The organism is Flavobacterium sp. NRK F10 (assembly GCF_024054235.1).
Lineage (GTDB): Bacteria > Bacteroidota > Bacteroidia > Flavobacteriales > Flavobacteriaceae > Flavobacterium > Flavobacterium sediminis.
Genome location: NZ_JAMXLC010000001.1, coordinates 2,150,375 through 2,176,535, shown reverse-complemented (window position 1 = coordinate 2,176,535; position 26,161 = coordinate 2,150,375). Strand labels below are relative to the sequence as shown.

21 protein-coding genes are annotated in these 26,161 nt (G+C 36.2%); 6 read left to right on the top strand and 15 right to left on the bottom strand.

Translation table 11 applies throughout. From position 1 onward, the window contains the following. Positions 1-223: 223 nt before the first annotated feature. On the top strand, positions 224-1,123 hold the full coding sequence (locus NHF50_RS09920; protein ID WP_252776145.1) for a hypothetical protein: 900 nt from the start codon (positions 224-226) through the stop codon (positions 1,121-1,123). A gap of 67 nt (positions 1,124-1,190) precedes the next feature. Continuing rightward, positions 1,191-3,560, top strand: coding sequence for a GAF domain-containing protein (locus tag NHF50_RS09915; RefSeq protein ID WP_252776142.1), 2,370 nt, complete (start codon positions 1,191-1,193; stop codon positions 3,558-3,560). Here the strand turns inward: NHF50_RS09915 and NHF50_RS09910 are convergent. Further along, positions 3,557-4,720, bottom strand: a complete 1,164-nt coding sequence (locus NHF50_RS09910) for a Pycsar system effector family protein (protein ID WP_252777332.1) — start codon at positions 4,718-4,720, stop codon at positions 3,557-3,559. The two genes, NHF50_RS09915 and NHF50_RS09910, sit on opposite strands and share 4 nt — an antisense overlap. Positions 4,721-4,745: 25 nt before the next feature. Here NHF50_RS09910 and NHF50_RS09905 point away from each other — a divergent pair, with 25 nt between their 5' ends. Further along, the gene (locus tag NHF50_RS09905) at positions 4,746-8,483 is read left to right on the top strand and encodes a metallophosphoesterase (protein WP_252776139.1); all 3,738 of its coding nucleotides are present in this window, start codon (positions 4,746-4,748) and stop codon (positions 8,481-8,483) included. On the opposite strand, the gene NHF50_RS09900 is transcribed toward NHF50_RS09905, so the two are convergent. The 6 genes from NHF50_RS09900 to NHF50_RS09875 all read right to left on the bottom strand — a co-directional run bounded on the left by NHF50_RS09900 (position 8,466) and on the right by NHF50_RS09875 (position 12,304). Next, positions 8,466-9,245 carry a hypothetical protein gene (locus NHF50_RS09900; RefSeq protein WP_252776137.1) on the bottom strand — a complete coding sequence of 260 codons (780 nt, stop codon included), beginning with the start codon at positions 9,243-9,245 and terminating at the stop codon, positions 8,466-8,468. The two genes, NHF50_RS09905 and NHF50_RS09900, sit on opposite strands and share 18 nt — an antisense overlap. A gap of 83 nt (positions 9,246-9,328) precedes the next feature. After that, a complete protein-coding gene (locus NHF50_RS09895) occupies positions 9,329-9,991 on the bottom strand; it encodes a response regulator transcription factor (RefSeq protein WP_252776136.1) in 663 nt (220 codons plus the stop codon). Positions 9,992-9,994: 3 nt separating this feature from the next. Next, positions 9,995-10,756 (bottom strand): sensor histidine kinase, encoded by a 762-nt coding sequence (locus tag NHF50_RS09890; protein ID WP_252776134.1) that lies wholly within the window; start codon positions 10,754-10,756, stop codon positions 9,995-9,997. A gap of 112 nt (positions 10,757-10,868) precedes the next feature. Then, positions 10,869-11,453 (bottom strand): hypothetical protein, encoded by a 585-nt coding sequence (locus NHF50_RS09885; protein WP_109569522.1) that lies wholly within the window; start codon positions 11,451-11,453, stop codon positions 10,869-10,871. 75 nt (positions 11,454-11,528) lie between these two features. Continuing rightward, positions 11,529-11,840, bottom strand: a complete 312-nt coding sequence (locus NHF50_RS09880; protein ID WP_109569521.1) for a hypothetical protein — start codon at positions 11,838-11,840, stop codon at positions 11,529-11,531. 11 nt (positions 11,841-11,851) lie between these two features. Next, complete coding sequence (locus NHF50_RS09875; protein WP_109569520.1) at positions 11,852-12,304, bottom strand: hypothetical protein; 453 nt, start codon at positions 12,302-12,304, stop codon at positions 11,852-11,854. Between the two features lie 245 nt (positions 12,305-12,549). Here NHF50_RS09875 and NHF50_RS09870 point away from each other — a divergent pair, with 245 nt between their 5' ends. Next, positions 12,550-13,026, top strand: coding sequence for a DUF1761 domain-containing protein (locus NHF50_RS09870; protein WP_109569519.1), 477 nt, complete (start codon positions 12,550-12,552; stop codon positions 13,024-13,026). 27 nt (positions 13,027-13,053) lie between these two features. Further along, entirely contained in the window at positions 13,054-14,199 is a 1,146-nt protein-coding gene (locus tag NHF50_RS09865) for a GNAT family N-acetyltransferase (protein ID WP_252776133.1), read from the top strand. Positions 14,200-14,205: 6 nt separating this feature from the next. Here NHF50_RS09865 and NHF50_RS09860 read toward each other — a convergent pair whose 3' ends face one another. Beyond that, positions 14,206-16,125, bottom strand: coding sequence for an ABC-F family ATP-binding cassette domain-containing protein (locus NHF50_RS09860; protein ID WP_252776130.1), 1,920 nt, complete (start codon positions 16,123-16,125; stop codon positions 14,206-14,208). Positions 16,126-16,195: 70 nt separating this feature from the next. On the opposite strand from NHF50_RS09860, the gene NHF50_RS09855 reads away from it, so the two are divergent. Continuing rightward, positions 16,196-16,603, top strand: a complete 408-nt coding sequence (locus NHF50_RS09855) for a DUF983 domain-containing protein (RefSeq protein ID WP_109569517.1) — start codon at positions 16,196-16,198, stop codon at positions 16,601-16,603. Here NHF50_RS09855 and NHF50_RS09850 read toward each other — a convergent pair. From NHF50_RS09850 to topA, 7 genes are all read right to left on the bottom strand, one after another. Next, positions 16,593-17,675 (bottom strand): FAD-dependent oxidoreductase, encoded by a 1,083-nt coding sequence (locus tag NHF50_RS09850; RefSeq protein ID WP_308219316.1) that lies wholly within the window; start codon positions 17,673-17,675, stop codon positions 16,593-16,595. The two genes, NHF50_RS09855 and NHF50_RS09850, sit on opposite strands and share 11 nt — an antisense overlap. Positions 17,676-17,713: 38 nt before the next feature. After that, positions 17,714-18,607, bottom strand: a complete 894-nt coding sequence (gene gldN, locus NHF50_RS09845; protein ID WP_109569516.1) for a gliding motility protein GldN — start codon at positions 18,605-18,607, stop codon at positions 17,714-17,716. A gap of 37 nt (positions 18,608-18,644) precedes the next feature. Beyond that, positions 18,645-20,198, bottom strand: a complete 1,554-nt coding sequence (gene gldM, locus NHF50_RS09840) for a gliding motility protein GldM (protein WP_252776128.1) — start codon at positions 20,196-20,198, stop codon at positions 18,645-18,647. Between the two features lie 63 nt (positions 20,199-20,261). Then, complete coding sequence (gldL, locus tag NHF50_RS09835) at positions 20,262-20,894, bottom strand: gliding motility protein GldL (protein ID WP_252776126.1); 633 nt, start codon at positions 20,892-20,894, stop codon at positions 20,262-20,264. 62 nt (positions 20,895-20,956) lie between these two features. Further along, a complete protein-coding gene (gldK, locus tag NHF50_RS09830; RefSeq protein WP_252776123.1) occupies positions 20,957-22,345 on the bottom strand; it encodes a gliding motility lipoprotein GldK in 1,389 nt (462 codons plus the stop codon). A gap of 146 nt (positions 22,346-22,491) precedes the next feature. After that, a complete protein-coding gene (locus NHF50_RS09825) occupies positions 22,492-23,640 on the bottom strand; it encodes a formimidoylglutamase (protein ID WP_252776122.1) in 1,149 nt (382 codons plus the stop codon). Positions 23,641-23,642: 2 nt separating this feature from the next. After that, the gene (gene topA, locus NHF50_RS09820; protein WP_252776120.1) at positions 23,643-26,129 is read right to left on the bottom strand and encodes a type I DNA topoisomerase; all 2,487 of its coding nucleotides are present in this window, start codon (positions 26,127-26,129) and stop codon (positions 23,643-23,645) included. Positions 26,130-26,161 lie beyond the last annotated feature (32 nt).

Sequence of the window (26,161 nt, the reverse complement as noted above, 5' to 3'; positions counted from 1 at the left end):
TTATACTTCCCGAATAAAAATCCTGATCTGTTTAGCGACACTTTTTTAGAAGTAGTTTTGTACATTTGTTCTTATCGCGAGTAGAACAAGAACTAAATCTGAAGACAAAGTAAAGCCTGATTTTCAATAGTTTTGCTACGGAATTCCGATAGTTCTAAGAGTTCTTGAAAAGTCCGACAGAATCCGAAAAATCCGACAGAATCCGAAAAATCCGAAATAATACATGGAAAAAAATTACTTAGAAGAGTATAAAAAAGCGATTCGAAAAAAGTATGAAACTGAAAAAAATGGTGTTCACAGTAACTTTCTTTTAAATCCTTCTCCGGCAAAACTCAGAGATTTATGCGTCATTATACTTACTGATTCCAAAAACCAAAATGACTCTATTAATTTTCGAAATTTTTTAGGTTTTGACTTTAACATAGAAAAAGTGCATGAACTCAATGATCAAAAACTTATAGATAAATTCAAACCCATAGGGCGTTTCTTCAGGGGAAAATCTGAGCTTTCCACTCTTTTTGCGTTAGATATGGCCGCTCTACTGGTAAACTATGAAAGTAGACCTTATACTAAGTTTACCCGATTAGTAGCAGAAAATAGTAAGCCTGATGAGCAAGCAGAAGAAACATTTCCGGAAGAAAAGACCTCAGAAAAAGAAAATTTAAAAACACCACTAACTTCCTTCATCAATTTTACAGACATAAATCCGATTCCTAAAAAACCGGAAAAAAAACGGTGGAATCCGAAAATAGTATTTGGTCTTTTTTCTTTGTTAATTCTATTTTCTTTAGGGGGTTACTATTTAACCAAAGAAAAAGCATACATGGTGTGGACCGAAGATCATTTTGTAAAATATTCGGAAAAAGAAATTCGCGACAATCCCGGTCTTCCGTATGAGAAAATAGATGAAAACAGATTCAGGAACTTTAAAAAGATAATTCCTTGTGACACTACTACTTTTTTTAAAAACGGAATGGAAAATGTCTGGTACGGCAAATCTTTAAAAGGTAATGAGATCGAATGCTTTACAGCTCCGGGATTGCATCCGGAAACCGGAGTTACTCTAAAAAAGATCACGACTTATATCATTGGTGAATATCATTTAAGGAGACCTTGCCGTTAACTTTTTCCGTTCGTCACACAAAAGGTTTCCGTCATAATATTTTGTATCTTTGTACAAATTAAGACGGATGGGTTTATCGTACTTCAGTGAATCACCTTTTAAAACACTCATTTCCTTTCATAAGCTTACGGAAATGCTGGAGCATATTGCCCAAAACGATATTCCGTTCCGCTCGGCTTATGCCCGATCATTACTGGATGAAGTACAAAAAGTTCCGGAATTGATCACCGGAATTGAAAATATCGATACGATACGCCAGAACAGTCAGTTGATCAGCTACCTGCTTTCAGACCTGTTTCCCACCGCTTTAACGCATAATGAAATAAAGGCCGCAGCTATCCCTTTTCACAATTTTACGTTCAATTATACCAAACGGTTTGAAAACATCTTGCAGAATGCCGGTGTCAATTTTGAGGTCAACATCCGTGATCTTGACGAACATCGATTTTATGTCATGAATTGTTGCCTCATTATCAATCACTATTTCAATAGTACGGTTGATTTTGCCATGCCTTTGTTTTACGATATCCCTGATAAAAAAGGATTTATGCGTCATTATCGCATTTTATACAATGCTGATTTTATGGATGTAATACCAACGGACAAAGCGATCATGTTGACCGAAGCGGATATCAATTTGTTACTGGACAATTATGATGATCTGGAGTTGTGGAAAAAATATTTTCCGCATGAAAGTTGGATCTTAAAAGGATTCGGAATTGTTAGTTTATTCGACAGTACAACGGAAAATTCACTTTCCAACTTAAAAACGAACTTACTGAAAACTAAAAGCGAACCGACTATTTTTGAAAACAGTTTTGAATCGATTTTCAGGTCTTTTTTTAAAATCCCTGATTTAAGGATCGGTTTTATGATCTTCAATCAAACTGAAAAAAAATTAGTGAAACCTCCTATCAGTAAAGGTTTTATTTCGAGTTTCCTTTTAGATGAAAAAGATTGCGATTGCGAAACGCTCTTATGTGGCGGTTCCTATGATAATCTGATAAAGAAACAGACTTATTTTACCATATCTGACGTTCAGAATTACATTCAGAATTCCGGAAATGAGACTTTCGGTTATAATTTATTATTAAAAAATATTTCGAGTTGTATTTTAGCTCCTATTGTAAAAGACAATCAATTACTGGGCATCATAGAATTTGTTTCGGCTACACCAAGAGCACTGAACAGTATTGAAGCTCAGAAAATTGAATTGATCACTCCGTTTTTGGTTGACACCATTGAACGCTTCAATAACGAAAGAGACAATCAGATAGAGGCTATCATCCAGCGGGAATATACCACGATACATCCAAGTGTTTATTGGAAATTCACTCAGGAAGCTCAAAAATTTTACGACAGCCTGATCAATCAGGAATCGTATACTTTAAAAGAAATTGTTTTTAAAGATGTCCATCCGCTTTACGGACAAATCGACATCAAAGGCTCTTCGGAACACCGAAACGAAACCGTAAAAAAAGACCTCAACGTTCAGTTAAAATGGCTGCTTGATATTTTCAGCACACTTAATAAGAACCATAAACTTGCTATTGTAGAGCAACGCATCTTTGAATTACAGGATTGGCAACTGGAGATCAGCGGGAATCTGAAAGCTGATATCGAACAGCAGATCCAACGGTATATCGGCACGGAAATACACCCACTGCTACAAACCATTCAGCTTGACGATGATGCCATTCAGAAAGAGATCAATCACTATTTTGACTCTTTGGATGTCAAAAACGGTTTGTTGTATACCGAACGTAAAAAATTTGATGAAGCTATGGCTATTATCAATAAAAAGCTGGCTAAGATCATTGATGAAAAACAAAATGAGGCTCAAAAGATTTATCCGCATTATTACGAACGTTTCCGAACAGACGGTGTTGAACATAATTTATACATCGGTGCGTCCATAACACCGCAACGAAAATTTGATTTGCTTTATCTTCAGAACCTGAGACTTTGGCAATTTCAAACCCTGTGTGAAATGGAAATTGAACACCATAAGATCAAATCGCAATTGCCATTTCCGCTAGAAGTCACTTCTCTGATCCTGGTTTTTAACAGTCCGATCTCTATTCGGTTCCGAATGGATGAAAAACGCTTTGATGTCGACGGCACGTATAATGCACGCTATGAAGTGGTCAAAAAGCGCATCGATAAAGCATTCATAAAAAATAAAAAAGAGCGCATTACCGCTCAGGGAAAAATCACTATTGTGTACTCCGGAAAACATGAGGAAGAAGAATACCTGAAATATGTTCGCTACCTGCAACACAAAAACATTATTGCTCCGGAAGTCGAGCAATTTGAAGTACAGGATCTACAAGGAGTTTCCGGATTAAATGCAATTCGTGTTACCATACTTCACGAAAACGCTAAACCGGAAAAGAGTAAGGTTACTATTGACGAATTCCTGAAGATCAACCCTTAATTTCCGGCCATTTTAAAAGCAACGACAAACGCAATAACTGAAACAATAATTCCGATCATAAAAATATTGTATGTTATGCGTAACAATCGGTATTTCTTTTCTAATACTAGCCCCAGATAATACAGATCAGAGATCATTGTATTGTATAAATAATCTTTATCATTGATCATTTCAGTAACGGCATCCTGATATTCTTTTAACGGCATCTTATAAAAATTACCGAAAAACAACAAATTGACTTTTCGTTCTTCTAAATCCCGTTGTGTGAACTTACCGGAAGTGACTTTTGGTCGGGTCGAAAGAATGGCAAAAATAATTGAGACCACGCTAAACATGACCATAGTAAAAGTAGGACCGATCAAATGAGCATTATTAGGGTTATCTAATTTCGGTACAATGGTTGACAAAGCTACCGAAATGATAATAGCATTTACCGACAGCAAGATATTTGCCTTACTATCAGCAATACCACTCAATCGGGTATGGTTATTTAAAGTTACCCGAAACATGGTATCAATGCCTCTGCTCGGTTTTTCTTTCTTTGCTTTTTTAGTTTCTTTCTTTTCCTCCATCTTTTGGATTGTATTCAAAACTTGTTTGATATTCTTTTCTTTAACCGGTTGTAAAAACTTTTTACAATATTCTGTATAAAAATGATGCTTTTGCTTTAAAAAAAGTAAGTTTTCTTTATTCCAGTCCAAATCTGAAAAACGCTTTTCACAAGTCAGCTCCCACTCTTTCCGGAGAGACTCTGATGATGTCAGATAGTCGATACTCCCTAAGTGGCAATGATCTGCATCCTTCATGATCCGTTCCCGTTCGTCCTCAGGTTCATGATTGTACCGGGTTGCCAAAATTATTCTTTTTACGTCTTTAATAAAAGTACTTTCTTTTCCGTTCTCTGTTAAAAACCTGGAAGCAATTTCTGCGCTGACCTGTTCGTGATTTATGATGCTTTCTGTATAACCTGTATCATGGAACCATCCGGCAACCAATAAAATTTCCTTTGTTTCAGCATCTAATTTTTCATACGCAACAATCGCTTCAATTGTCCGTACTACATTTTGTGTATGCGTAAAATTATGATACAAATATGCAGAAGATAACTTATCTTTGAATAATTGCTCCACAAACGAAGCTGATTTTGTAATTATAGACATCATAATCTTTTAATGATATAAATTTATGAAAATCATTGCGTTTTCAAATAATAAAACCTTTTTAAAACACGTTTTTTGCGTCCTTACGTCATGTTTCCTCTTAAGTTCTTGTGCTACAATGGGCGTTTCCGAAGGTAAGAACGTTAAAAACTATGATTTTAGTCTATCGGAAGACACATTAACTGTCGCCCATACCTTTTTTTTAATTGGTGATGCCGGAAATGCCGACGAGCCGGAAGGCGCAATAACTTTGCATTTGTTAAAAAACCAGTTGGAAACGGCTTCCAAGAACAGCACTCTTATTTTTCTGGGTGACAATATTTATCCTAAAGGTTTACCTGATAAGAAGGATAAAGCCAGGGCATTGGCTGAAGAAAAATTACAACGCCAACTAGACATTACCCAAAACTTTAAGGGAAAAACTATCTTTATTCCCGGAAATCACGATTGGTATAGTGGCTTAGAAGGGCTTCATGACGAAGCTAAAATGGTACAGCGATACTTTGACTCTAAAAAGGCTTTTCTTCCCAAAGACGGCTGCCCTATAGCAACTGTTTCCGTTACTGATAATCTAGCCTTAATCGTTGTTGACAGTGAATGGTATTTAGAAGACTGGAACCAACATCCGAAAATGAATGACGATTGTGAGATTAAAAACCGAGAAGAATTCTTTGACGAGTTACACAGCCAGATCAACAAAAATCAGAATAAAACGATCATTCTGGCTATCCATCATCCGCTGTTTAGCAACGGTGCTCATGGCGGACAATATTCCTTTCGTAAGCACTTTTTCCCGATAAGCAACGCGATTCCTTTGCCTGTTATAGGTTCTTTTATTAATCTATTGCGAAAAACCACAGGAGCCAGTCCGCAGGATCTTCAAAACAAACAATATGCTGCCTTTATTAAAAGGCTTAAACCTATGATCCAAAACTTAGACAATATTATAGTCGTTTCCGGTCACGATCATAACCTGCAATACATTGAGAAGGAAGGTATCAAACAAATCATCAGCGGTGCCGGTTCAAAAAAAGAAGCGGCAAAGGCAACCGGAAAAGATGATTTTACGTATGGCGGAAATGGTTTTGCCATCATGAAGGTTTATCAGGACGGTACTGTGATTAATCGCTTTTACGGAACGGATAATGCCGATCTGCAAGAATTGATCGCTCTGAAAATTATGGAACCAAACAGTAAAGATGAAACCGCTTTTACAGATTCAAATCCTTTACCACCAACCGTTTCTGCCTCAATTTACCCTAAAGAATGGACCGAAAAAAGTAAGTTCTACTCTTTCTTATGGGGACATCATTTCAGGGAATATTACGGATTAGCCGTTGAAGCTCCTGTTGCTTCTCTGGACACATTATACGGCGGACTGGAAACGGATATTGCCGGAGGGGGACACCAATCAATGTCACTCCGGTTAAAAGATACAACTACCGGCAAAGAATATGTTATGAGAGCACTGCAAAAAAGTGCTACTCGCTTTTTACAGACTGTTGCTTTTAAGGATCAGAATGTGGAACAGGAATTCAAAAACACGATTACCGAACGTTTTATTTTTGACTTTTATACTACAGCACATCCTTTTACCCCTTTTATTATCGGTGATCTGGCAGATGCTGTAGGTGTATTTCACACCAATCCGAGACTGTTCTATATTCCGAAACAAAAAGCACTAAAACAGTACAATGAAACCTATGGCAATACCTTGTATCTGGTTGAGGAACGCCCGACAGAGGAGCATCGTGACGAAAAGAGCTTTGGTAAACCGGATGACATTATCAGTACGACTGATGTATTAGAAAAGATCCGAAAAGATGAAAAATATCAGGTAGATGAATCTTCTTTTATAAGAGCCCGTCTATTTGATATGTTGATCGGTGATTGGGACAGACATGCCGATCAATGGCGCTGGTCTGTTTATAAAACCGAAGATCAGGTACTCTTTAAACCTATTCCCAGAGACAGGGACCAGGCTTTTGTAAAGGTCGACGGTAACTTGCTAAGCCTGATTCTCAAGATTCCGGCTGCCCGGCATATCAGTGATTTTAAGAGCCGTTTCCCAGATGAAAAATGGTTTAACTTTGCAGGACACAATCTGGACATAGCCTTTATCCGAAAAGCAGATGCAGAAGACTGGAAAAAGGAAGCTCAATTTATTGCCGATCACCTTACTGATAAGGTAATTGATAGTACTTTTGAACAACTGCCAAAAGAAATTAATCATGACGGCACTACTCAGGAAATTATTGCAAAACTGAAGTTGAGACGCGATAAACTAGCAGCTTATGCCGAGAAATATTATCACTTCTTGCACAAACGGATCATTTTAACCGGAACCGATAAAAAAGATGAATTCATTATTGAACGTTTACCTAATGAACAAACGAAGGTAACGATCAACCGTATCAAAAAAACAGGAATAGAAAAAGAGTTCAGCAGAACTTATTCTGCCTCAGAAACCTGTGAGATCTGGATTTACGGTTTAGATGATGACGATATTTTTAAAGTAAGCGGAACGGAAAAACATCCGATAAAGATTCGCCTGATCGGCGGACAGAATAATGACACTTATGATATTGAGAACGGTAAAAAAGTAGTGCTCTATGATTACAGATCAAAGAACAACACTTTACTTAATTCCGGGAATGCCACCGTTCATTTTAAAGATGATTATGACCTAAATGAATACCATTATAAAAAAACTTCAAAATATAGTGCTTTTATGGGCTTGCCTTCTATAGGATACAACCCTGATGACGGTATTAAACTGGGAGTAGGGTTATCTTACACGTATCAAGGATTCAAAACAGATCCTTTCACTTCAAAACACTCATTCAAAGGAAACTACTATTTTGCAACAGAAGGATTTGAGCTATTCTATAACAGCATCTTTACTCAGCTTTTAGGAAACTGGAACGTTGAAATTAATGCCCGTTATACGACACCGAATTTCAGCATTAATTATTTCGGTTACGGAAACGAAACTAAAAACTTTGACGACATCTTTGGCATGAACTATAATCGCGTTAAGATCCAAACCTTCAAAATAGCTCCGAGCTTTAAACGGATAGAAAGGACAGGAAACGAAATAAGTTTTACGCCATTCGTAGAAAACATTGAAGTAGAAGGTATAACCGATCGCTTCATCAATGTTTCTACAGAAATAAACCCGAGGGTTTTTGAATACCAACAATTTGCCGGAGCAGGCTTTAAATATGCCTTTGAAAATTATGATAGTAAAGCGAACCCCGGATTAGGCATTACGTTTGCCTTTTCAACGGAATGGAAAACTAATTTGTCAGACATCAAACGAAACTTCACGTATCTTGAAAGTCATCTTGGATTCAGCCATAAACTAACCGCTGATAAAAAAGTAGTTTTGGCGACTTTATTAAAGATTAAAAAAATATTCAACAATACGTATGAATTCTATCAAGGAGCTACTTTGGGCGGTGATTATGATCTGAGAGGTTTCAGGAATCAACGTTTTCTGGGTGATGCTGCTTATTTCCAGAGTTCAGATCTCCGCTGGAACATTGGTCACATTAAAAGTATCGTTCCGATGCAATATGGTATCTTAGCCGGATATGATTACGGAAGGGTTTGGCTAGACGGCGAAGATTCAGATAAATGGCATCAATCGTTGGGAGGTGGTGTTTGGTTGAGCGGATTAGATGCTGTTACAGCCCGATTGACCTTTTTCAATAGTGAAGACGGCAACAGAATTGCCTTTGGTTTAGGGTTTGGCTTTTAGTTTTAACCGATACAAATTCCCCCCTTTCTTTTTCACACGTTCATCAACCATAAAAAGGGTTTCGTTGCTTCCGAAACAAACGCCTTCTTTTTGTGAAGTATTTAGTTTTACAGTCGAAGTAACAGCTTCAGACGGAAATCGGTCTGTTTTTAACTGCATTGTAAAAAGCACTGAATGCCCTAATAGAGCCAATGTCTGTGTTGTTGTATTGAATGCCGCATCTGTAACCATAACCGGTTTGTCTTTCACCGATAGTGCCAATGTATCCGTTAAGATAGCCTTAAAATTTCCCGGTCGGTTAGGAATTTGATAGACATGAGAAATGCCATTCTTGTTTTTAGTAAAAAGCCAGAAAACATCTCCTTTTACGATAAATGCTTCTGCATCAAAGCTTTTCTTCTTTTTTTTTGGAGGAAAATGTTTTTGTTCCGGGTAGTTGAATGTTGTGACCTGACTTGGTACTACTTCATTCCGGTTCAACTCTTTTTTATTGATCTTTAAAATCCGGAGGTCTTTCCGATCACTGTCATTGTTACCAAAATCGCCAATGTAAAGATTTCCTTCCTCATCTCTTGTTAAAGCTTCCCAGTCTCTGTTCTCAAATCCTTTCACTTCTATCTTTCCGGAGAACGTTCCGTCAGTATGAAATACCCAGATAACGGCTTCATTATTGCTATCTTCTACCAAATAGAGCTTATTTTCTATCTCTATTATTCCGGATAATTCTTTTAATTCTTTAGGAAATGAAGCCACTGTTTCCAAAGTTGTCGGTTCTTTTTGACATGACCCTAAAAAACAACAGCCAAAACTCAGAAAAAGAAAAAAAATATATGTTTTATTAATCATCAGATATCATCTAACTGAATTAAATTTCGCTTTAACGCATAAATAACGGCTCCTACAATATTTTTAGAATTGGTTTTCCCGATAATATGTTTGCGGTGTGTATCAACTGTAGTTGAGGCTATATTCAATATTTTTCCCATCTCTTTACTGCTCAATTCCCGGGATGCTAATTTTATGATTTCTATTTCTCTGGATGTAAGCTGTATCGCATCTTCATAATGTGTCGTAGATTGGTTAGCTTTCTTTTCCCATAAAAGAGCCTCACGCAAAACAGTTCCCAGCTCATTTCCGAAATAATATCCTTTTTCCTTTATACTATTTATAGCCTGTTCCAACTGATTAGGATCTGAATTTTTAGTAAAAAATCCGTGGGCGCCCAGTTCCATAACTTTGTGAACACTTTCCTTAGTTGTTAATTGGGATATGATCAGAATGAACATATCCGGATATTCTTCCCGTAGCACTTTACAAGTCTGAAAGCCATCGAGCTCCGGCATTTGTATATCCAGTAAAACCAAATCGATCGGTACGGAATCTATTTGTTCTAAAAATTCCTTTCCATTGCCTGCTTGCAAAACAACATCCACATCCTGAAAGGAATCTACCAGATGGGCTAAGCTTTTTCGAAATAGTTGATGATCGTCAACAATAGCAATACGCATTTCTTATTTTTTTACCGAAATTACAAATTTATTCCCCTTTTCTACGGGAATTTGTTCAAAATCTGCTTCAATAACTTTAATTCGTGAGCTGATATTTTTCAATCCGGCTCCTCTAGATATAGCATATTGCTCTTTGAAATTAAAAGGAATACCATTGTCCTGTATCTCGATTTGATAGTGTTCCGGCGAATCGCTGAAAATAAAAGAACAAGACGTTACCTTTCCGTATTTCATCATATTAGAAGTAAACTCCTGAAGTATTCTGAACAATTCATACGCTTGCTCTGCAGGTATCTGATATCCTGAACCGTTATCGGTTAAAGTAAAAATGGCTTCTGCACTGGTATTAATACGATCGAGATAATCTTTAAATGCAGGCTGAAAGCCGGCTTTTTCCAGTAAAGGCGGCATCAATTTATAAGAGACCAAACGTGTATTCTCTAATGCAGCTTCTACTCCTCCTTTAATCTCAGAGAACATTTGCTTTTTTTCATCATCTGTTTCTGTTCGGAGTAAAATAGCAATAAAGTTCCGTACTGCGTTTAAATCACCGGAAACTCCGTCATGAATATCCGCAGCTATACGTTGGCGCTCTTTTTTTTCACTTTCCAAAGAGGTTTTCAAAAGCAACTCAGCTTCTTTTCTCTTTATCTTTAGTAAATTCGTCTGGTAAAAAACGGCCAAAAACAATAGAACAAAAACCAGAATTACAATTAGTCCGGTTCCTATTATGATTAAACTCCCAACTTGACTTGAATAATCCACCTATACATATTTTAATCAGAACAATGCTCATATTAGCCGCTATTCGGGCAAATATTGTATCATTTGACTCTTATTTAGGCATCAAAATTACAAAAGTTGCTAAATTTTCAACTCACTTTAGTGTTTTTTTCGAGCGCGATTTTAAAATAACCACAAGTAAGACAATTTTTGTTATAACATTCAATAACGCAATAATCACCCAAAAACTGGTGATACCTAATTTTTCCTGTCGTAAATAATCAGCCATTAAGAGGACCAAAAAAGTTCCGCAATAGAAAACCAGAAAGACTGAAATATAATAAAATACCGGGCGATCATACAAAGGAGATTCGTCCATTTTCTTAAAGACCTCTACAAACCATTGAACGCTCAATGTTACCACCATCAATACCATTATCATATTAATTGGCATATCATCATATACCTTTTGGTCAAAAGAAAAGTCTTTGAGCAGATAAGCATAAACCAAAAAATACAAAATACCGAAAAAATACGCTATCTTTTTATTATCCAATAATTTATAATAAAAATATAAAACAGTAAAAAATTCAATAAGACAATAAAAACGATACCATATAGTTGTAGAAATCCTGAAATATTTTTGATTGAGAGGGTCAAAAATACTAACCGCAAATGTTAATACTAAAAACGGTAAAAGGTAAACCGTTTCCCGGTTTACCTTTTTATGATTATACATATAAGTGAGTAATAAAGATACTCCGAATACATAAGAGATATTAGCTAGAATATTTAATGGCGACAAAACGAAACTCTAATTATTTAATAAACTATTAGTATCACAATCCGGTGGACATGGTGCTGTTCTATCAATAATTACAGCCGTCATATCATTACCTTCTGCGTCCACTCCGATTAAAACGGGAGAAAATCGTTCCAGATCTTCATCATAACCATTATAAAGACGAATTCCCATACATCCTTCCTGATTTAATATCAAATTTACCTTTTCAATTCCTACGAACGAACATTGAATTTCATTCGGATACTTCACTTTAAATGCATTAATTAATTTCTTTGCTGCATCAATGGAGATAACTTCCCCACAATTTGGATTAATAGCCATAGTTTAATTATTTAAGATTTGTTATTAGTAATTTTAAATTTTCCTTTTAGCACATTCCACACGATTTTTAGCGCCAAAAAAGAATAAGCCAAAACAACAAAATGTTTAAACCCTAACCCCATAAAATAGTTAAGAACCAAAGAAATTGTCAAATATGCTATAGAATAAAACATGGTATTAATAAAAATAGCAGAACCATCTTCGTACTTTTTGTCGTGAGATAAAAATAACAGCACTGTCGTTAAACTAATATTCATTAAAAACCATGTTATAGAAAATAAAACGCTTAACAATAATATGAAATAAAAATCGAAATCCAAAAGAAGCGGACTATCTAATTCATCTATCAGATCGTGCTTAAAAAGAAAAATAGCAATTAAAAAGTAATGAGCCTGCCCGAAAATCGATAATACAATTTTCGGATAGCTTAACCTGAATCGTAAGAGTTTCACTATGTTGCTCATCACTTTTTTAACTTGCTTTCAAAATGAAAAATTTAATTAACTAAATACCCCTACCAAATTAACCTCATTATTCCATTTTGTCTTTTCCAAAGTTACCTGCTCCCACTAATACGGACAATACTTAGTTTTGGGTATTTTTATACCTAATATTCGGTATTTCTTCGTCAAAAAGCACTATTTGCCACTTTGTCATTCATTTTCTTTTTTTCATTACCTTTGGTTTACTAACCAAAAACTAAACGCTTATGTTATTCAATCCTATTGCTGTAATTGTAGCAGCACTTTCTACCTTTGTAGTGGGTTTTATTTGGTATAATCCTAAAGTTTTCGGAACTATCTGGATGCAGGAATCCGGTATAACGGAAGAAAAAGCGAAACAAGGCAACATGATCAAGATCTTCGGACTTACATTGCTTTTTTCGATCATGATCGCTTTCATGTTACCCACATTTGTCATCCACCAGATCGGTGCTTTGCAAGCTTCAGGAGGAAATGTTACTGATGAAGCTTACCTTGCCTTCATGCAAGTTCACGGAGAACGTTTTCTTTCCTTCAAACACGGTGCATTACATGGCTTTATTTTAGGCTTATTTTTTGTACTCCCGATTACGGCAGTTAACAGCTTGTTTGAACAAAAATCATGGAAATACATCTTAATTACAAGTGGTTATTGGATCGTTTCTCTTACTATAATGGGAGCCATTATCTGCGGCTGGCACTAATTGGTTCACTTATCAGTACATTTCAATTTGAAAAATATCACTTTTACTATATTTCAGAATGTAAACGATCTACCAGAAAATTGGGATCAAGTTTCGCATTATAATCATTTTTTACAAACTCCTTATTTACAGGTCCTGCAAGAATCAGCACCTGTAAATATGGAGTGTTTCTTTATTGGTATTTTTGAAAAAGAAACACTAATAGGAACGGCATTAGCCCAGTATTTAGACCTAAATAAACTGGAGTCTTTCGGAGAACGGGATCATTGCTTAAAAACCAGTATTCGGAATTTTGTTTTTAAAAATTTCGCCTCTCATGTCCTTTTCTTAGGCAACAATATGATTACCGGACAAAACGGATATACCTTTAACAAAACAATCGGTTTTCAAGAAATCAGCCGTTTAATGGTTGAATGTGCTGAAGCCTTAATCACCTATTTTAAAGAAAAAGGGATTAAGATACATCTGGTCAGTTTTAAAGATTTTTACAATGACTGTTCGTCAGAGTTAAAAAAACACGATTTTAGATCCATCTATGAATTTTCAGCGCAACCCAATATGGTTCTCACGATACATCCAAACTGGAAAAGCATGAATGATTACACCAGTGCCCTTATCAAAAAATACCGGGATCAATATAAAAGAGCCCGAAAGAAATTTGAAGGAATCGCTATAAAAGAGCTTTTTTTAGAAGATGTTTTAGCAGAAGAAGACCGACTGTATGAATTGTATCATTACGTTGCTTTAAATGCACCGTTCAATACGTTCTTTTTAGCTGAGAATCATTTTTCCACTTTTAAAAAAAAATGCGGCAACCGCTTCAGAATCTGTGGCTATTATAAGGACGGAGTTCTGATTGGTTTTCATTCATTATTGCTGAATGATGAAACTTTAGAAACGTACTTTCTGGGGTATGACGAAAAAATCCAGAAAGAGAAACTTTTATACTTGAACATGCTTTATAACATGACCGAATTCGGAATTGAAAACGGCTTTAAGAAAATCATTTTCGGACGAACGGCATTAGAGATCAAAAGTTCCATAGGAGCTCAAGCCGTTAAAATGTCCGGATTTATTTTTCACACCAATTCACTAATCAATCGTTTTATTGAACCCTTGTTTACTCGACTTGAACCAGACGTTTCGTGGCAAGAACGACATCCTTTTAAATAACCCGTTTTAGATAGCATCGATCTCCATTTGAACCATTTCCCAGTCTTCCATCAATTGGTCTAAATCTTTCTTTTTCTGTTCGTATGCGGCAAAAAAGGAACTATCCTGCATCAATTTTTCATAGTTCACAGCTAGCTCTTCATCCTCTTTTTGAATTGCTTTTTCAAGCTGATTGATCTGGCTTTCAATTTTGCTCAATTTGTTCTGCAATGATTTTTGTTTCTTTTGCTCTTCATAAGAAAGACTTTTCTTTTCTTGTTGCACTGTCTGTTTTGCGGAAGAAACAGCTTCATCACTTTTTTCAATTTCACGCATATTCTGGGCGTTTCGCTGCTCTAAAAAGAAATTGATATCTCCCAAATATTCTTTTATTTTCTGGTCTTTAAATTCATAAACTGTATTGGTCAATCCTTGTAAAAAATCACGATCGTGCGAAACAATTAACAATGTACCTTCAAAATCTCGTAAAGCTGCTTTCAAAACATTTTTAGACTTAATATCTAAATGGTTGGTAGGCTCATCCATCAACAACACATTAATAGGCTGTAAAAGCAATTTACAAAGTGCTAAACGATTGCGTTCTCCTCCCGACAGTACTTTTACCTTTTTCTCAACATCATCTCCTCTGAACAAAAAAGCACCTAACATATCTCTGACTTTAGAACGATTTGCATCATTTGCAGCATCCAACATCGTATCCAATAGTGTTTTTTCGCCATCTAAATATTCTGCCTGATTTTGAGCAAAATACCCCAATTGTACATTGTGTCCCAACTTTATCGTTCCTTCATAAGGAAATTCATCAACAATAGCTTTTATAAAAGTTGATTTTCCCTGACCGTTTTGACCGACAAAAGCAATTTTATTTCCGCGTTCTACTAAGAGAGAAATATCCGAAAGCACTTTTTTATCACCGAAAGCTTTAGAAACATGTTCCGCTTCTACTACTACCTTACCGGGAGTAACCGAGATCGGAAAAGTGATCGACATCACTGAATTATCGTCTTCATCCACTTCAATTCGCTCAACCTTTTCCAGTTTTTTGATCAATGATTGCGCCATGGATGCCTTAGAAGCTTTGTATCTGAACTTTTCTATCAGTTTTTCTGTTTCTTCAATTTTCTTTGCTTGATTTTTAGATGCTGCCAATTGGATTTCCCGTTGCTCTTTTCGGGCTATCAGATATTTTGAATACGGCTTATTATAATCATAAATTTTACCCAATGATATCTCTATCGTTCTGTTGGTCACATTATCCAGAAACATCTTATCATGGGAAACAATAACAACCACTCCCGGAAAATTCTTTAAGAAACTCTCCAACCAGATGATACTTTCAATATCCAGGTGGTTGGTCGGCTCATCCAGCAGTAAAACATCATTACTTTGCAACAAGAGCTTTGCCAGTTCAATACGCATTCGCCATCCGCCGGAAAAAGACTCGGTAGGATTATTGAATTCTTCTCTTTTGAACCCTAAGCCCAATAGTACTTTCTCGGTTTCACCTTTGTAATGATACCCTCCTAATATTTCGTATTGATGCGTTACTTCACTTAACTCATCAATCAAATTATGATATATTTCGCTTTCATAGTCCGTTCTGTTAGCCAACTGATGGTTGATGTCATCAATGCGTAATTCTGCCCTTATAATCTCTTCAAATGCCTGATAAGCCTCTTGAAGAACCGTGCGCCCTCTTTCAAAATCTATATCCTGACGTAAGAAACCTATCTTGACTTCTTTTTCAGTGGCAATTGTTCCGGAATCGGGTTTCATATCACCGGATAAAATCTTCAACATGGTTGATTTTCCTGCACCGTTCTTCCCTACGAGTCCCACCCGGTCTCCTGAACCTAAACGAAAAGTCACTTCTTCAAAAAGGTAAGTCCCTCCAAATGAAACCGATAAATTATGTATATTCAGCATTGTTATTTTTTGTTACAATTGTTACAGATATGCATACAAGTTGTAGTATCTTTGTATAAATTTTTTGCAAATGTTAAAAAAAGGATCGAAACTCTATAGCATTTTAACAGGAACTTGTCCTAAATGCAACGAAGAGAGTATGTATGAGGATCCCAATCCTTATCATATCAGCAAGATATACAAAATGCATGAAACTTGCAGTCACTGCCATACAAAATATCAAATTGAGCCTTCATTTTTTTATGGTGCCATGTATGTGAGTTATGCTTTGGGAATTGCTTTTAGTGTGGCTGCATTCATTATTTCTTATGTTTTTATCGGAACAAACCTGAAAACAGCTTTTATCGCCATCATAGGAACATTGGTTGTTTTTATGCCGGTAATCATGAGACTTTCAAGAAGTATATGGATCAACTTTTTTATCAATTATGATAAAGACTGGAAAAAACATCTAAACGAAAAAAGAGCTAAGATTTAGCTCTTTTTTTATAATACCTTTCAATGTTAATTTCCTTATCCAAAGGGAGTCCTTCTTCAATATGTCGGAGTAAACTCTGAGCTAAGAAAGGTCCTAGCATTACTCCTCGTGTACCAAGACCATTCAACAGATGCACGTTATTATATTGGTAATGTGTTCCCACCAGCGGTCTTCTATCTTTAACCGTCGGGCGAACCCCAGCTAAATGTTCCACTACTTCATATTCACAGGTAATCAGTTCATTTAACTTTTCCAACAGCTCTTCTTTGCCTTCTTTTGTCGGTAAATTCGTTTTATCACTCCAATTGTAGGTTGCTCCCACTTTATAGATTTCATTCCCAACAGGCAAAATAAAGACGCCCGATTTAATAATTTCTTTTAGTTGCAACTCCGGCGCTTTTATATGTAGCAACTCACCTTTTGTACCATCTAATGGCAAATCATTAAAATAAGAGTTCTGATGCAAACCGAAACCTTCAGCAAAAACAATATGTTTAGCTTTATGCTCTTTATAAGAAACAAATTCATTATTTATTTCTAGGCTATCGTATGCAAAGGAATCGTTTACCAAAAATTCTCTTTCCTTTAAATATTCTCTGTAGCTCAACACCATTTTCTGAATATCTAAATAACCCGAATGCAATACCTCTCCGAAGCCATAAGGTGCCGGACAATAATCATAATCATAATGCAATACCTTAGGATTCAAAAAGGCTGACAATTTAGGTTTATCGGCAGCTACGAACCAATTATTTTGCTCTTCAACAGAAGCGAATTTCCTTAAAATAGGCATCGGAAAATCAAAAGTAACACCCAGTTTTTGCTCTAATCTCGGGTAAAACACTGAAGCTATATCCAATTGTTCCTGAGCCTTCCATATTTCGCTAAAACGCTTCAAAACAACAGGATTATACAAGCCTCCTGCTACCATTGAAGAAGGCTGCGAATCATTCTCAAAAACTAAAATAGTTTTACCGCTTTGCAACGCAAATTCAGCAAAACAAACACCGGCTAATCCCGAACCTACAATTAAATAATCTACCATACTACAAAAATAAAAAACTCCCATCATAGATAGGAGTTTTAAAATTAAATTGGAGAAAAATTATATTAATAATTCCACATATCTTGTTCGAAATCGCGGATCTTTTCTTTGATTCTGTCCGCTTCTAACAATTGCATCTGAGCATTTTCCTGCATGTAATCTTTAATTTCACGATCACCATAAACGTTCTCTTCTAAGTAAATAACCGAACTAAAACGTCTTGCATTTAACAAGTGATCAAAAGAGAAAGGCATTGCAGAGTTTCTGTCATTAAATGCTTTTGCTTCATGCAAAATATCTCTTACTGCCGGGAAATAAACCCAGAATAATTCGATATAATCTTTTTCGTCGTTATTCATTGTATAAACATCAGGAACAACCGGACAAATACCTAACATACGGTATTTTAATTCTCCTTGACGTTTATCAAAATACCAGTAGCCAACAACTTTATAAGAGTCAACGTGGTAAGCTTCGATCTGAGTTTTTGTAATGAACTCTTCAGGAATAGCTTCACCGGCATTAAAATATTCACGACCGGCATCAGTAGTATCTATATATACTAAAGAAGCCTCAATATCTTTTAATGATTTTTTATCCGTAAAATAACTTGAGTCATAGACTTCTGTGATTTTACCGTCTTTAATAGCATTAATCAAGACATTGTACAAAGGTTGTCTTTCCTTTGTTTTCATGATTTCACCTTCAACAGGAAAGTAATAAGGAAAATTCACTCTTTCATCAAGGTCAATAATCTCCCAAATTCTCTTACCCATCAATACATCTCTATCCATTACGTATCCGTAAGGTAGTGGCTTATCATTATCAGCTACTAATTCAGCTTCTGTTTTCTTCCCGATTTGGTCAGGAGTCTTTGCATTTAATAAATTAGATTGCGCAAATGTTAAAGTAGAACTTAAACCTAATGCTGCAACTAAAATAACTTTTCTCCAATTCATTTTATTTCCTTTTAGAGTTTAAACTATAAACTTAAAATTATTGTATTTCAAATGTACAAGGTGCTGTTTTCTTCAACATGATTGAACTTCCTTGTAATTTTGTTTTAATTTCAGAAATGATAATCACATCACCTCTACTAGCTTTTGAAATAGCAGCTTTTGCTCTTCCGTCCATTTTGTTTCCTGAAACAACGATTGTAGGTTGTCCCGGAACTTTAATATTGAACCCAACAACATTAACATTCAATTCAAAATCAAAGTCATCCAATTCAGCTGTAACAGTTGATACCTCTAAACTTGATTTAGGACCTTTAGCTGCAACTTCTCTTCTGATTTTACCTTGAGGAGCAGGAATATCTTTAATTCTGAATGTTTTCTTATCAGAAACCGCTTGTCCGTCAGGTAATTTACCAGTAACATTGATTGTAACTTCTCTACCTTGTCCTGGACTCATATTATATTGCCCAACTTTAGAACCTTTAGATAAACCAGGTGCACTAGCTGAAACTTTATCGTCAGAGATACCTGCAAATGAAATAGTCATCGGGTTAACAACACCACGGTAAACAACATTCATTTTGTCAGCAGAAATTGTAGCTGAATTCGGTTTAGGAACTACTACATAGTTTCCTTTAATATCGATATCAACCGGTTTTCCTTCTTCCATGAATGTGAATTTACCAGTAATATCATGCTCACCAACATTTCCTGCATTGAACCCTAACATAACCTGACCGTCTTGTAATGAATTAGCCAAGTCAACTTCTCCACCGTTAACTACAACTTTAGTAGGAACAGTTGATTTGTCGTAACGACCTAAAACAACTTTACCTTTAAATTGCTCACCAGCAAAGAAAGCAGATTTTTCGGGAATTACAATTGCATTATAGTTTTTAAAAGAAGCAGCTTCTTTTAAAGTATTACCCATAAATACATTATAAACACCTGCTTCTAATGTTTTAACATCATTTTGTAAAGCACTTAATTTAGCGATTGTTGCAATTGCAGGGAATCCTTTGAAGTGATAATCCAAATATTTTTTGTTTACTCCTTCACCGTCTTTAACATCACTTGTGTTAAATTTAGTTTCCAATTCTTTAACAATAGGCTGATAAGTAGCGCCTTCACCTAAAACAGATTTAATTCCGTTTCTATATTTGTCAAAAGCATCAATAATTTTCTTACCTTCAGCTGAATATCCGTCACCAGAGAACCATAGTTCATCAATTGTAGACTTATCCATAGCTTCATAAGGTAATTTTCCATCTTCTTCTTTTTCAAAACCAGCTTCGATTGAAGCTTTAGTTTTTCCTAAGAAATCATAAAATTCATTTGAAACTTTAGCAATTTGATCTGCTTTTCTTTTTGACTCACCGAAACGAGTAGGGTCATCACTTGCTTTAGTATCTAAAGCTCCTAATAATTTAGAGTTATAATCTTTTTGGTTAACGTTAGCTGTATCAAATTTTTCATTCATCAAACCGAAAGCGGTCAAAACCTCTTTCGACATATTTAAAGCTAGCATCGCGATGAAAACCAAGTACATCAGGTTAATCATCTTCTGTCTAGGGGTTAATTTTCCTCCTGCCATTTCTTAATAATTTTGTCTTTTTGATTGTTATAAATTAAGTTGAATAAATGATAATCTAAAAAATTATCTATTACTCATAGCAGAAAGCATACCTCCGTAAACAGCATTCAATGAAGCAATATTAGAAGTCATTGATTGCATTTGCTCTTTTAATTTAGCAGCATTTTCAGCAATTTCTTCATTAGCAGCAGCATTTTTCTGTGCACTGTCTAATTGAGATTGATATAAACTATTTAAAGTTTCTAAGTTTTTAGCAGCGCTTACCATCTCATCAGCATATTTCTTTTGAGAAGCGATTGCATCAACAGTAGGAGCAATATTTTTAGCTGCACCTTCAAAGTTTTTAATACTGTTTCCTAAGCTTTCCATTAAAGCTCCGTCAATCTTAGCTTCTTTTAACAAGCTATCTAATTTTTGAGACAATAATCCTTGTGCTTCAGCTGGATTTTCAGCTTTTTTCCCTTTTTCTTTTGGTTGTCCACCTGCCAATTCAGGATAAACTAAAGACCAGTCTAATTCTTTTTCTACAGGCTCGAAAGCTGATAAAGCGAAGATGAACGCCTCAGTTAACAACCCTACAATAAGCATAGGTCCCGCACCAGGCCAGTGCATCAATTTGAACAACGCTCCAACGATTACTACTGCCGCTCCCATTCCGTAAAGGAATCCCATTGCTTTTTTACTTAAAATTGCCATAATAAATAATTTTTAGTTAGTTAAGTTAATTATAATTAAAATTGGTTAAATATTAGTGTTTATTATTTTGGTCTTGTTCCTGTTGCTGCCGTACCCATGTAATCCTGAACCGTTCTGAAACCGATGTAACTACGAGCAGAATCTGCATATTCAAAGTCACGAGTACCTACTTGCAAGAAGTACCCAACATCTTTCCAAGAACCACCTCTAACAACTTTTCTCTGATTTTTTTGATCCGGAACATTCGGATTCATTGTAGATACAAACTCATAAGATCCCGGGTCGTAAGAAGATTGTGTCCATTCTGCAACGTTACCTGCCATATTGTACAAGTTGAAGTCGTTTGGCTCGTAAGATTTAGCCTCAACAGTATACAATGCACCGTCAGCAGCATAATCCCCTCTATTCGGTTTGAAGTTAGCCATAAAACAACCTCTGTCATTTTTAGCATAAGGACCACCCCAAGGGAAAGTTCCTGACTCTACACCACCTCTGGCAGCATATTCCCATTCTGCCTCAGTTGGCAAACGGAAAGAGTTAACCTGATCTCTTCCTTTTTTCTTTTTGATGTATGAATTTTTATATAAAGTTCTCCATGCACAAAATGCTTTTGCCTGATTCCATGACACTCCTACTACAGGATATTCATCGTAAGCAGCATGCCAGAAATAATCATTATGCATAGGCTCATTATAAGAATAAGCAAAATCTTTAATCCAAACTGTAGTATCAGGATAAATCTCGATCGGAGGATTTTCGCTATACAAACCTTTTCTTCCTTTCTTTTTAACCGCTTTATTCCAATCTACTTCTTTATATCTGAACTGTAATTTAGAAACATCAATTGTTTTTAATCCGTTATACGATTCTGATTCTGGTAAGTACATAGAATCCATAACTTCAACATAATACTCATCCGGATATTTTTGAGGATCGTCGATCAATTTCGCTTTATGATTCAATTTTCTACCCGCATACATATCATCGTCTGTTCCTAAGCTATAGTAATTCTCATACATATACTTATCGTAAGGCGACATTTCTTCCACATTCGCATCGGCAAAAGCATAGTCTCCGATACTACCTGTCGCTTTTCCGTTTCCTCCGTCACCAGAACCACCACCTACTTCGTCTGCAAGAATAGCAAGTCTTGTTCTAATAATAGAGTCTTTTACCCAACTAACAAATTGACGATACTCTGCATTTGTAATCTCAGTTTCATCCATGTAAAACGAACGAACAGTTACAGTCTTTGTCGGAGCGTCTTGTATATTGGCTAAATCATCGTCTGATTTACCCATAATAAAAGCTCCGCCAGGAACTAAAGTCATTCCGTATGGTTTTTCAGGATGCCATTTTTTACTTTTTGCACCAACTAATTCACCTCTATCGCCCTTACCACAGCTGATAAACAATGACAAGATTGCTGAAAATGCAACTAACTTCTTCATATAAATTTGGGTTAAAAATATTTTTACTTTTTAAGGGCGTAAACCTATTCAATAATTTTGAAAAAAACAATATTTTTCGAAAAAAACCTTAAAAAAATCTTAAATGCCATGAATTCCTTGCATAAAATATTCATTTCAAGGGTAGTTTATAACAAATTACGCCGTTGTGCTTTCCACCACCGTTCCGGTATTTCCTGCTCACAAGCCGCTAAATAATCTTCATGCGAGCAAGGTAATAACGTATTTTTCTTTATTTTATTATCTACATCTGAAATAAATGGTATTTCTATCCACCATCTACCCGTTCTGTCACTCTTATAAAAAATCAATTCATCATCATCAATCGGAACAATATATTTAAAATAATTCTCTTTTGTTCCGAAAGGATATTCTCCCGACCTCAATGCGAAGCCTTCCAAGAAGTACCATAGGATTTGTGCCACCAAAGATACTTCTTTTGTTGAATTATTAAAATTAAAAATACCTAAAGTTGAAACTTTATCACTAATTCCCGCATACCTTATTAAAGCACATATTTCTTTTCCGTCAAAACCATTCGGATTAAAATGGTTGAAATTACCCGAAAAAGAAGACTGAACAGAGAACATATCCACACTTACTAAATCCGCATCTCTGAAAACCGGCTCAGCGATACTGATCGTATTGGATACCTGTCCTAACCTGTAAGCTTCAAAATACAACTTCTCAATTAAATCGATCTCCTCCTGCGAATTGAGATAAGTCTGATATCCTACATTAGCATAATTAAACAAATTATTAGGCTCTTCAACTATAATTCGTGAAAGATACGAATTAGCAACCGGATTATTCTCTTTCGCAAAATCAAACTTACTATCCACTGTAACCAAATTTACCATTTGCTCCAAAGCATCGAATGAACGGTAAACCGCATAGGTTAAATCCTGCGAACCTCCTATCACTATAGGAATTATTCTCTGCCGTAAAAGATCTTCACAAACCGATCGTACTAAAAAATAAGTGTCTTCAATAGAATCTCCGGGAGAAATTGTTCCCAGATCTGCCAATACCAGAGACCAATTCCCCGGAAAAAGACCATAAAAATACTTTCTGAATGTCGTAAAATCTATATCCGTATTTGCTTCTACCATCCCCCTGTACTCGTTCACCGTAACCAAAGCTACTTGAACCCCCTCTAAATCCGGAAACTCTGCTTCTGTATTAAAAAGAGTCTTTTTCCCTAATGTTTGAGGCGATAAGGTTTCTACAAAATTTAAAAACTCATCACTTACAGGTCGCAAAAAATCAAACACCATACTTATTTCTTTTTAGCTGTTGCTTTTTTAGATGCTGTTTTTTTAGCCGGTGCTTTCTTTTCAATCAATTCTTTTACTTCCTCTAAGGTTAACTTTTCCGCATCCACTTCTTTCCCTAATTCTACCTTTGTTTTCCCTTTTAAAATAACCGATCGCCCCCAACGTGCTTTTTCTACACGGATTCCTTCTTCCGGCCAATCGTGAATTAATTTATCTTTTTCTTTTTGTATTTTATCTTGAATAAGCTCTATTATATCTTCCTGACTCAACTTGTCGAAATTATATTTTTTACTGACATTGATAAACATTCCGTCCCACTTAATGAACGGTCCGAAACGCCCAACTCCTTTTTGCACCGGTTTTCCTTCATAAGTAGCAATAGGAGCGTCTGCCTGCTTTTTTTCTTCTATCAGCTCAGCAGCTCTTTCTAATGTTACATCCAACGGTTCTTCTCCCTTCGGCAAAGAAATAAATGTTTTCCCGAATCTGACATAAGGCCCGAAACGACCGTTATTCACTTCTACTTCCTCCCCGTCATACGTTCCTAATGATTTCGGCAACAAAAACAACGTAAGCACCTCATCCAAAGTAATAGTTCCGATATTCTGCTCCGGTAACAAACTTGCAAATTGTTTGTTTTCATCTTCAGCATCTCCTATCTGAGCCATTGGTCCGAATTTACCTAACCGAACCGAAACTTGTTTGCCGCTTTCCGGATGAACCCCTAAAATACGCTCTCCGGTCTCTCTGTCAGCATTTTTCTCCACATCCACTACATTCGGATGGAAATGACTGTAAAAATCTTTCATCATTTGCACCCAATCCTCTTTTCCTTCAGCAATCTCATCAAAGTCCTGTTCCACTTTTGCTGTAAAGTTATAATCCAATATCGTTTCAAAATTGGCCACCAAAAAATCATTTACGATCATCCCGATATCTGTCGGTACCAATTTTCCTTTATCAGATCCCGTCGTTTCCGCCAAGACCTTAGAAACCATATCTGTACCCGTCAACGTTAACTGGTTATATTTTCGCTCCACTCCTTCATTAGAACCTTTTTCCACATAATTACGCGCAATAATTGTTGAAATTGTCGGCGCATAGGTCGACGGTCGTCCAATCCCTAATTCCTCTAATTTCTTAACCAATGATGCTTCTGTATATCGACTTGGCGGACGTGAAAAGCGCTCTGTTGCGACAATAGTATGATTCGCCAGTTTCTCTCCTACTGTTAAAGCCGGAAGCATTCCTTCCTGTTCTTCTTCATCGTCATCATGCCCTTCTAAATACACTTTTAAGAACCCTTCAAATTTGATCACCTCTCCACTGGCAGCAAAATATTCTTTATGACCGGTTGCTTCTATTTTTACATTTGTTCTTTCCAATTGCGCATCGCTCATTTGAGAAGCCAATGTTCTTTTCCATATCAAATCATATAATCGAGCCTGATCTCTGTCTAAATTTACTGTATGACGACTCATATCTGTAGGACGAATGGCTTCGTGCGCTTCCTGTGCTCCTTTTGACTTCGTCGCAAAATTGCGCGGTTGGGAAAATTCCTTACCATAGTAACTTTCTATTTCCGCTTTTGCTGCTTCCATAGCCTCCTGAGAAAGATTTACACTATCTGTTCTCATATAAGTAATCAACCCTGCTTCATACAACCTTTGAGCAATTTGCATGGTAATCCCTACCGGCAAATACAACTTACGCGCAGCCTCCTGTTGTAAAGTAGACGTTGTAAACGGGGCTGCCGGAGATTTTTTGGTTGGTTTAGTTTCCAGATCACTTACCTTATAAGCAGAGCCAATATTTTGTTTTAAGAAAGTTTCTGCTTCCGCTTTAGATCTGAAGTTCTTCGGTAAACGCGCTTTAAAAGTCTTCCCGGCTTCATTTGCAAATTCTGCCACAACACTATAAGAAGCTTCTGCATTGAAATTTTGGATTTCACGTTCACGCTCTACTATCAAACGAACAGAAACCGACTGTACCCGTCCGGCAGAAAGTCCTCCCTTGACTTTTTTCCACAATACAGGCGACAATTCATACCCTACTAAACGGTCTAAAACTCTTCGGGCCTGTTGCGCATTTACTAAATTATAATCGATCCCTCTCGGGTTTTCAATTGCTTTTTGAATGGCAGACTTAGTAATCTCATGAAATACAATACGTTTAGTCTTTTCCGGCTTCAATTTTAATTCTTCTGCCAAATGCCAAGAAATAGCTTCTCCCTCGCGATCTTCATCGGAAGCTAACCAAACAATCTCTGCTGATTTAGCTAAATCCTTAAGCTTTTTTACTAACGACTTTTTATCGCCGGAAACTTCATATTTAGGTTTAAAATCATGCGCTACGTCCACGCCGATCTCCTTTGAAGGCAGATCTGCTATATGACCAAAACTCGATTCTACCTGAAACTCTTTTCCTAGAAATTTTTCGATAGTTTTTGCTTTAGCGGGTGACTCTACTATTACTAAATTCTTTGCCATGTCCAATTTTTGTTTGAGGCAAAAGTATAAGT

Excerpts from the sequence above, each read along its gene's own strand:
- gldN (WP_109569516.1), bottom strand. The coding sequence starts at position 18,607 with ATGAATTGGAGAAAAGTTATTTTAGTTGCAGCATTAGGTTTAAGTTCT.
- NHF50_RS09910 (WP_252777332.1), bottom strand. The coding sequence starts at position 4,720 with ATGTCTATAATTACAAAATCAGCTTCGTTTGTGGAGCAATTATTCAAA.
- NHF50_RS09850 (WP_308219316.1), bottom strand. The coding sequence starts at position 17,675 with ATGATGGGAGTTTTTTATTTTTGTAGTATGGTAGATTATTTAATTGTA.
- NHF50_RS09885 (WP_109569522.1), bottom strand. The coding sequence starts at position 11,453 with ATGTATAATCATAAAAAGGTAAACCGGGAAACGGTTTACCTTTTACCG.
- NHF50_RS09880 (WP_109569521.1), bottom strand. The coding sequence starts at position 11,840 with ATGGCTATTAATCCAAATTGTGGGGAAGTTATCTCCATTGATGCAGCA.
- gldM (WP_252776128.1), bottom strand. The coding sequence starts at position 20,198 with ATGGCAGGAGGAAAATTAACCCCTAGACAGAAGATGATTAACCTGATG.
- gldL (WP_252776126.1), bottom strand. The coding sequence starts at position 20,894 with ATGGCAATTTTAAGTAAAAAAGCAATGGGATTCCTTTACGGAATGGGA.
- NHF50_RS09905 (WP_252776139.1), top strand. The coding sequence starts at position 4,746 with ATGAAAATCATTGCGTTTTCAAATAATAAAACCTTTTTAAAACACGTT.
- NHF50_RS09860 (WP_252776130.1), bottom strand. The coding sequence starts at position 16,125 with ATGCTGAATATACATAATTTATCGGTTTCATTTGGAGGGACTTACCTT.
- NHF50_RS09895 (WP_252776136.1), bottom strand. The coding sequence starts at position 9,991 with ATGCGTATTGCTATTGTTGACGATCATCAACTATTTCGAAAAAGCTTA.
- NHF50_RS09855 (WP_109569517.1), top strand. The coding sequence starts at position 16,196 with ATGTTAAAAAAAGGATCGAAACTCTATAGCATTTTAACAGGAACTTGT.
- NHF50_RS09915 (WP_252776142.1), top strand. The coding sequence starts at position 1,191 with ATGGGTTTATCGTACTTCAGTGAATCACCTTTTAAAACACTCATTTCC.
- gldK (WP_252776123.1), bottom strand. The coding sequence starts at position 22,345 with ATGAAGAAGTTAGTTGCATTTTCAGCAATCTTGTCATTGTTTATCAGC.
- NHF50_RS09870 (WP_109569519.1), top strand. The coding sequence starts at position 12,550 with ATGTTATTCAATCCTATTGCTGTAATTGTAGCAGCACTTTCTACCTTT.
- NHF50_RS09875 (WP_109569520.1), bottom strand. The coding sequence starts at position 12,304 with ATGAGCAACATAGTGAAACTCTTACGATTCAGGTTAAGCTATCCGAAA.
- NHF50_RS09825 (WP_252776122.1), bottom strand. The coding sequence starts at position 23,640 with ATGGTGTTTGATTTTTTGCGACCTGTAAGTGATGAGTTTTTAAATTTT.
- NHF50_RS09920 (WP_252776145.1), top strand. The coding sequence starts at position 224 with ATGGAAAAAAATTACTTAGAAGAGTATAAAAAAGCGATTCGAAAAAAG.
- topA (WP_252776120.1), bottom strand. The coding sequence starts at position 26,129 with ATGGCAAAGAATTTAGTAATAGTAGAGTCACCCGCTAAAGCAAAAACT.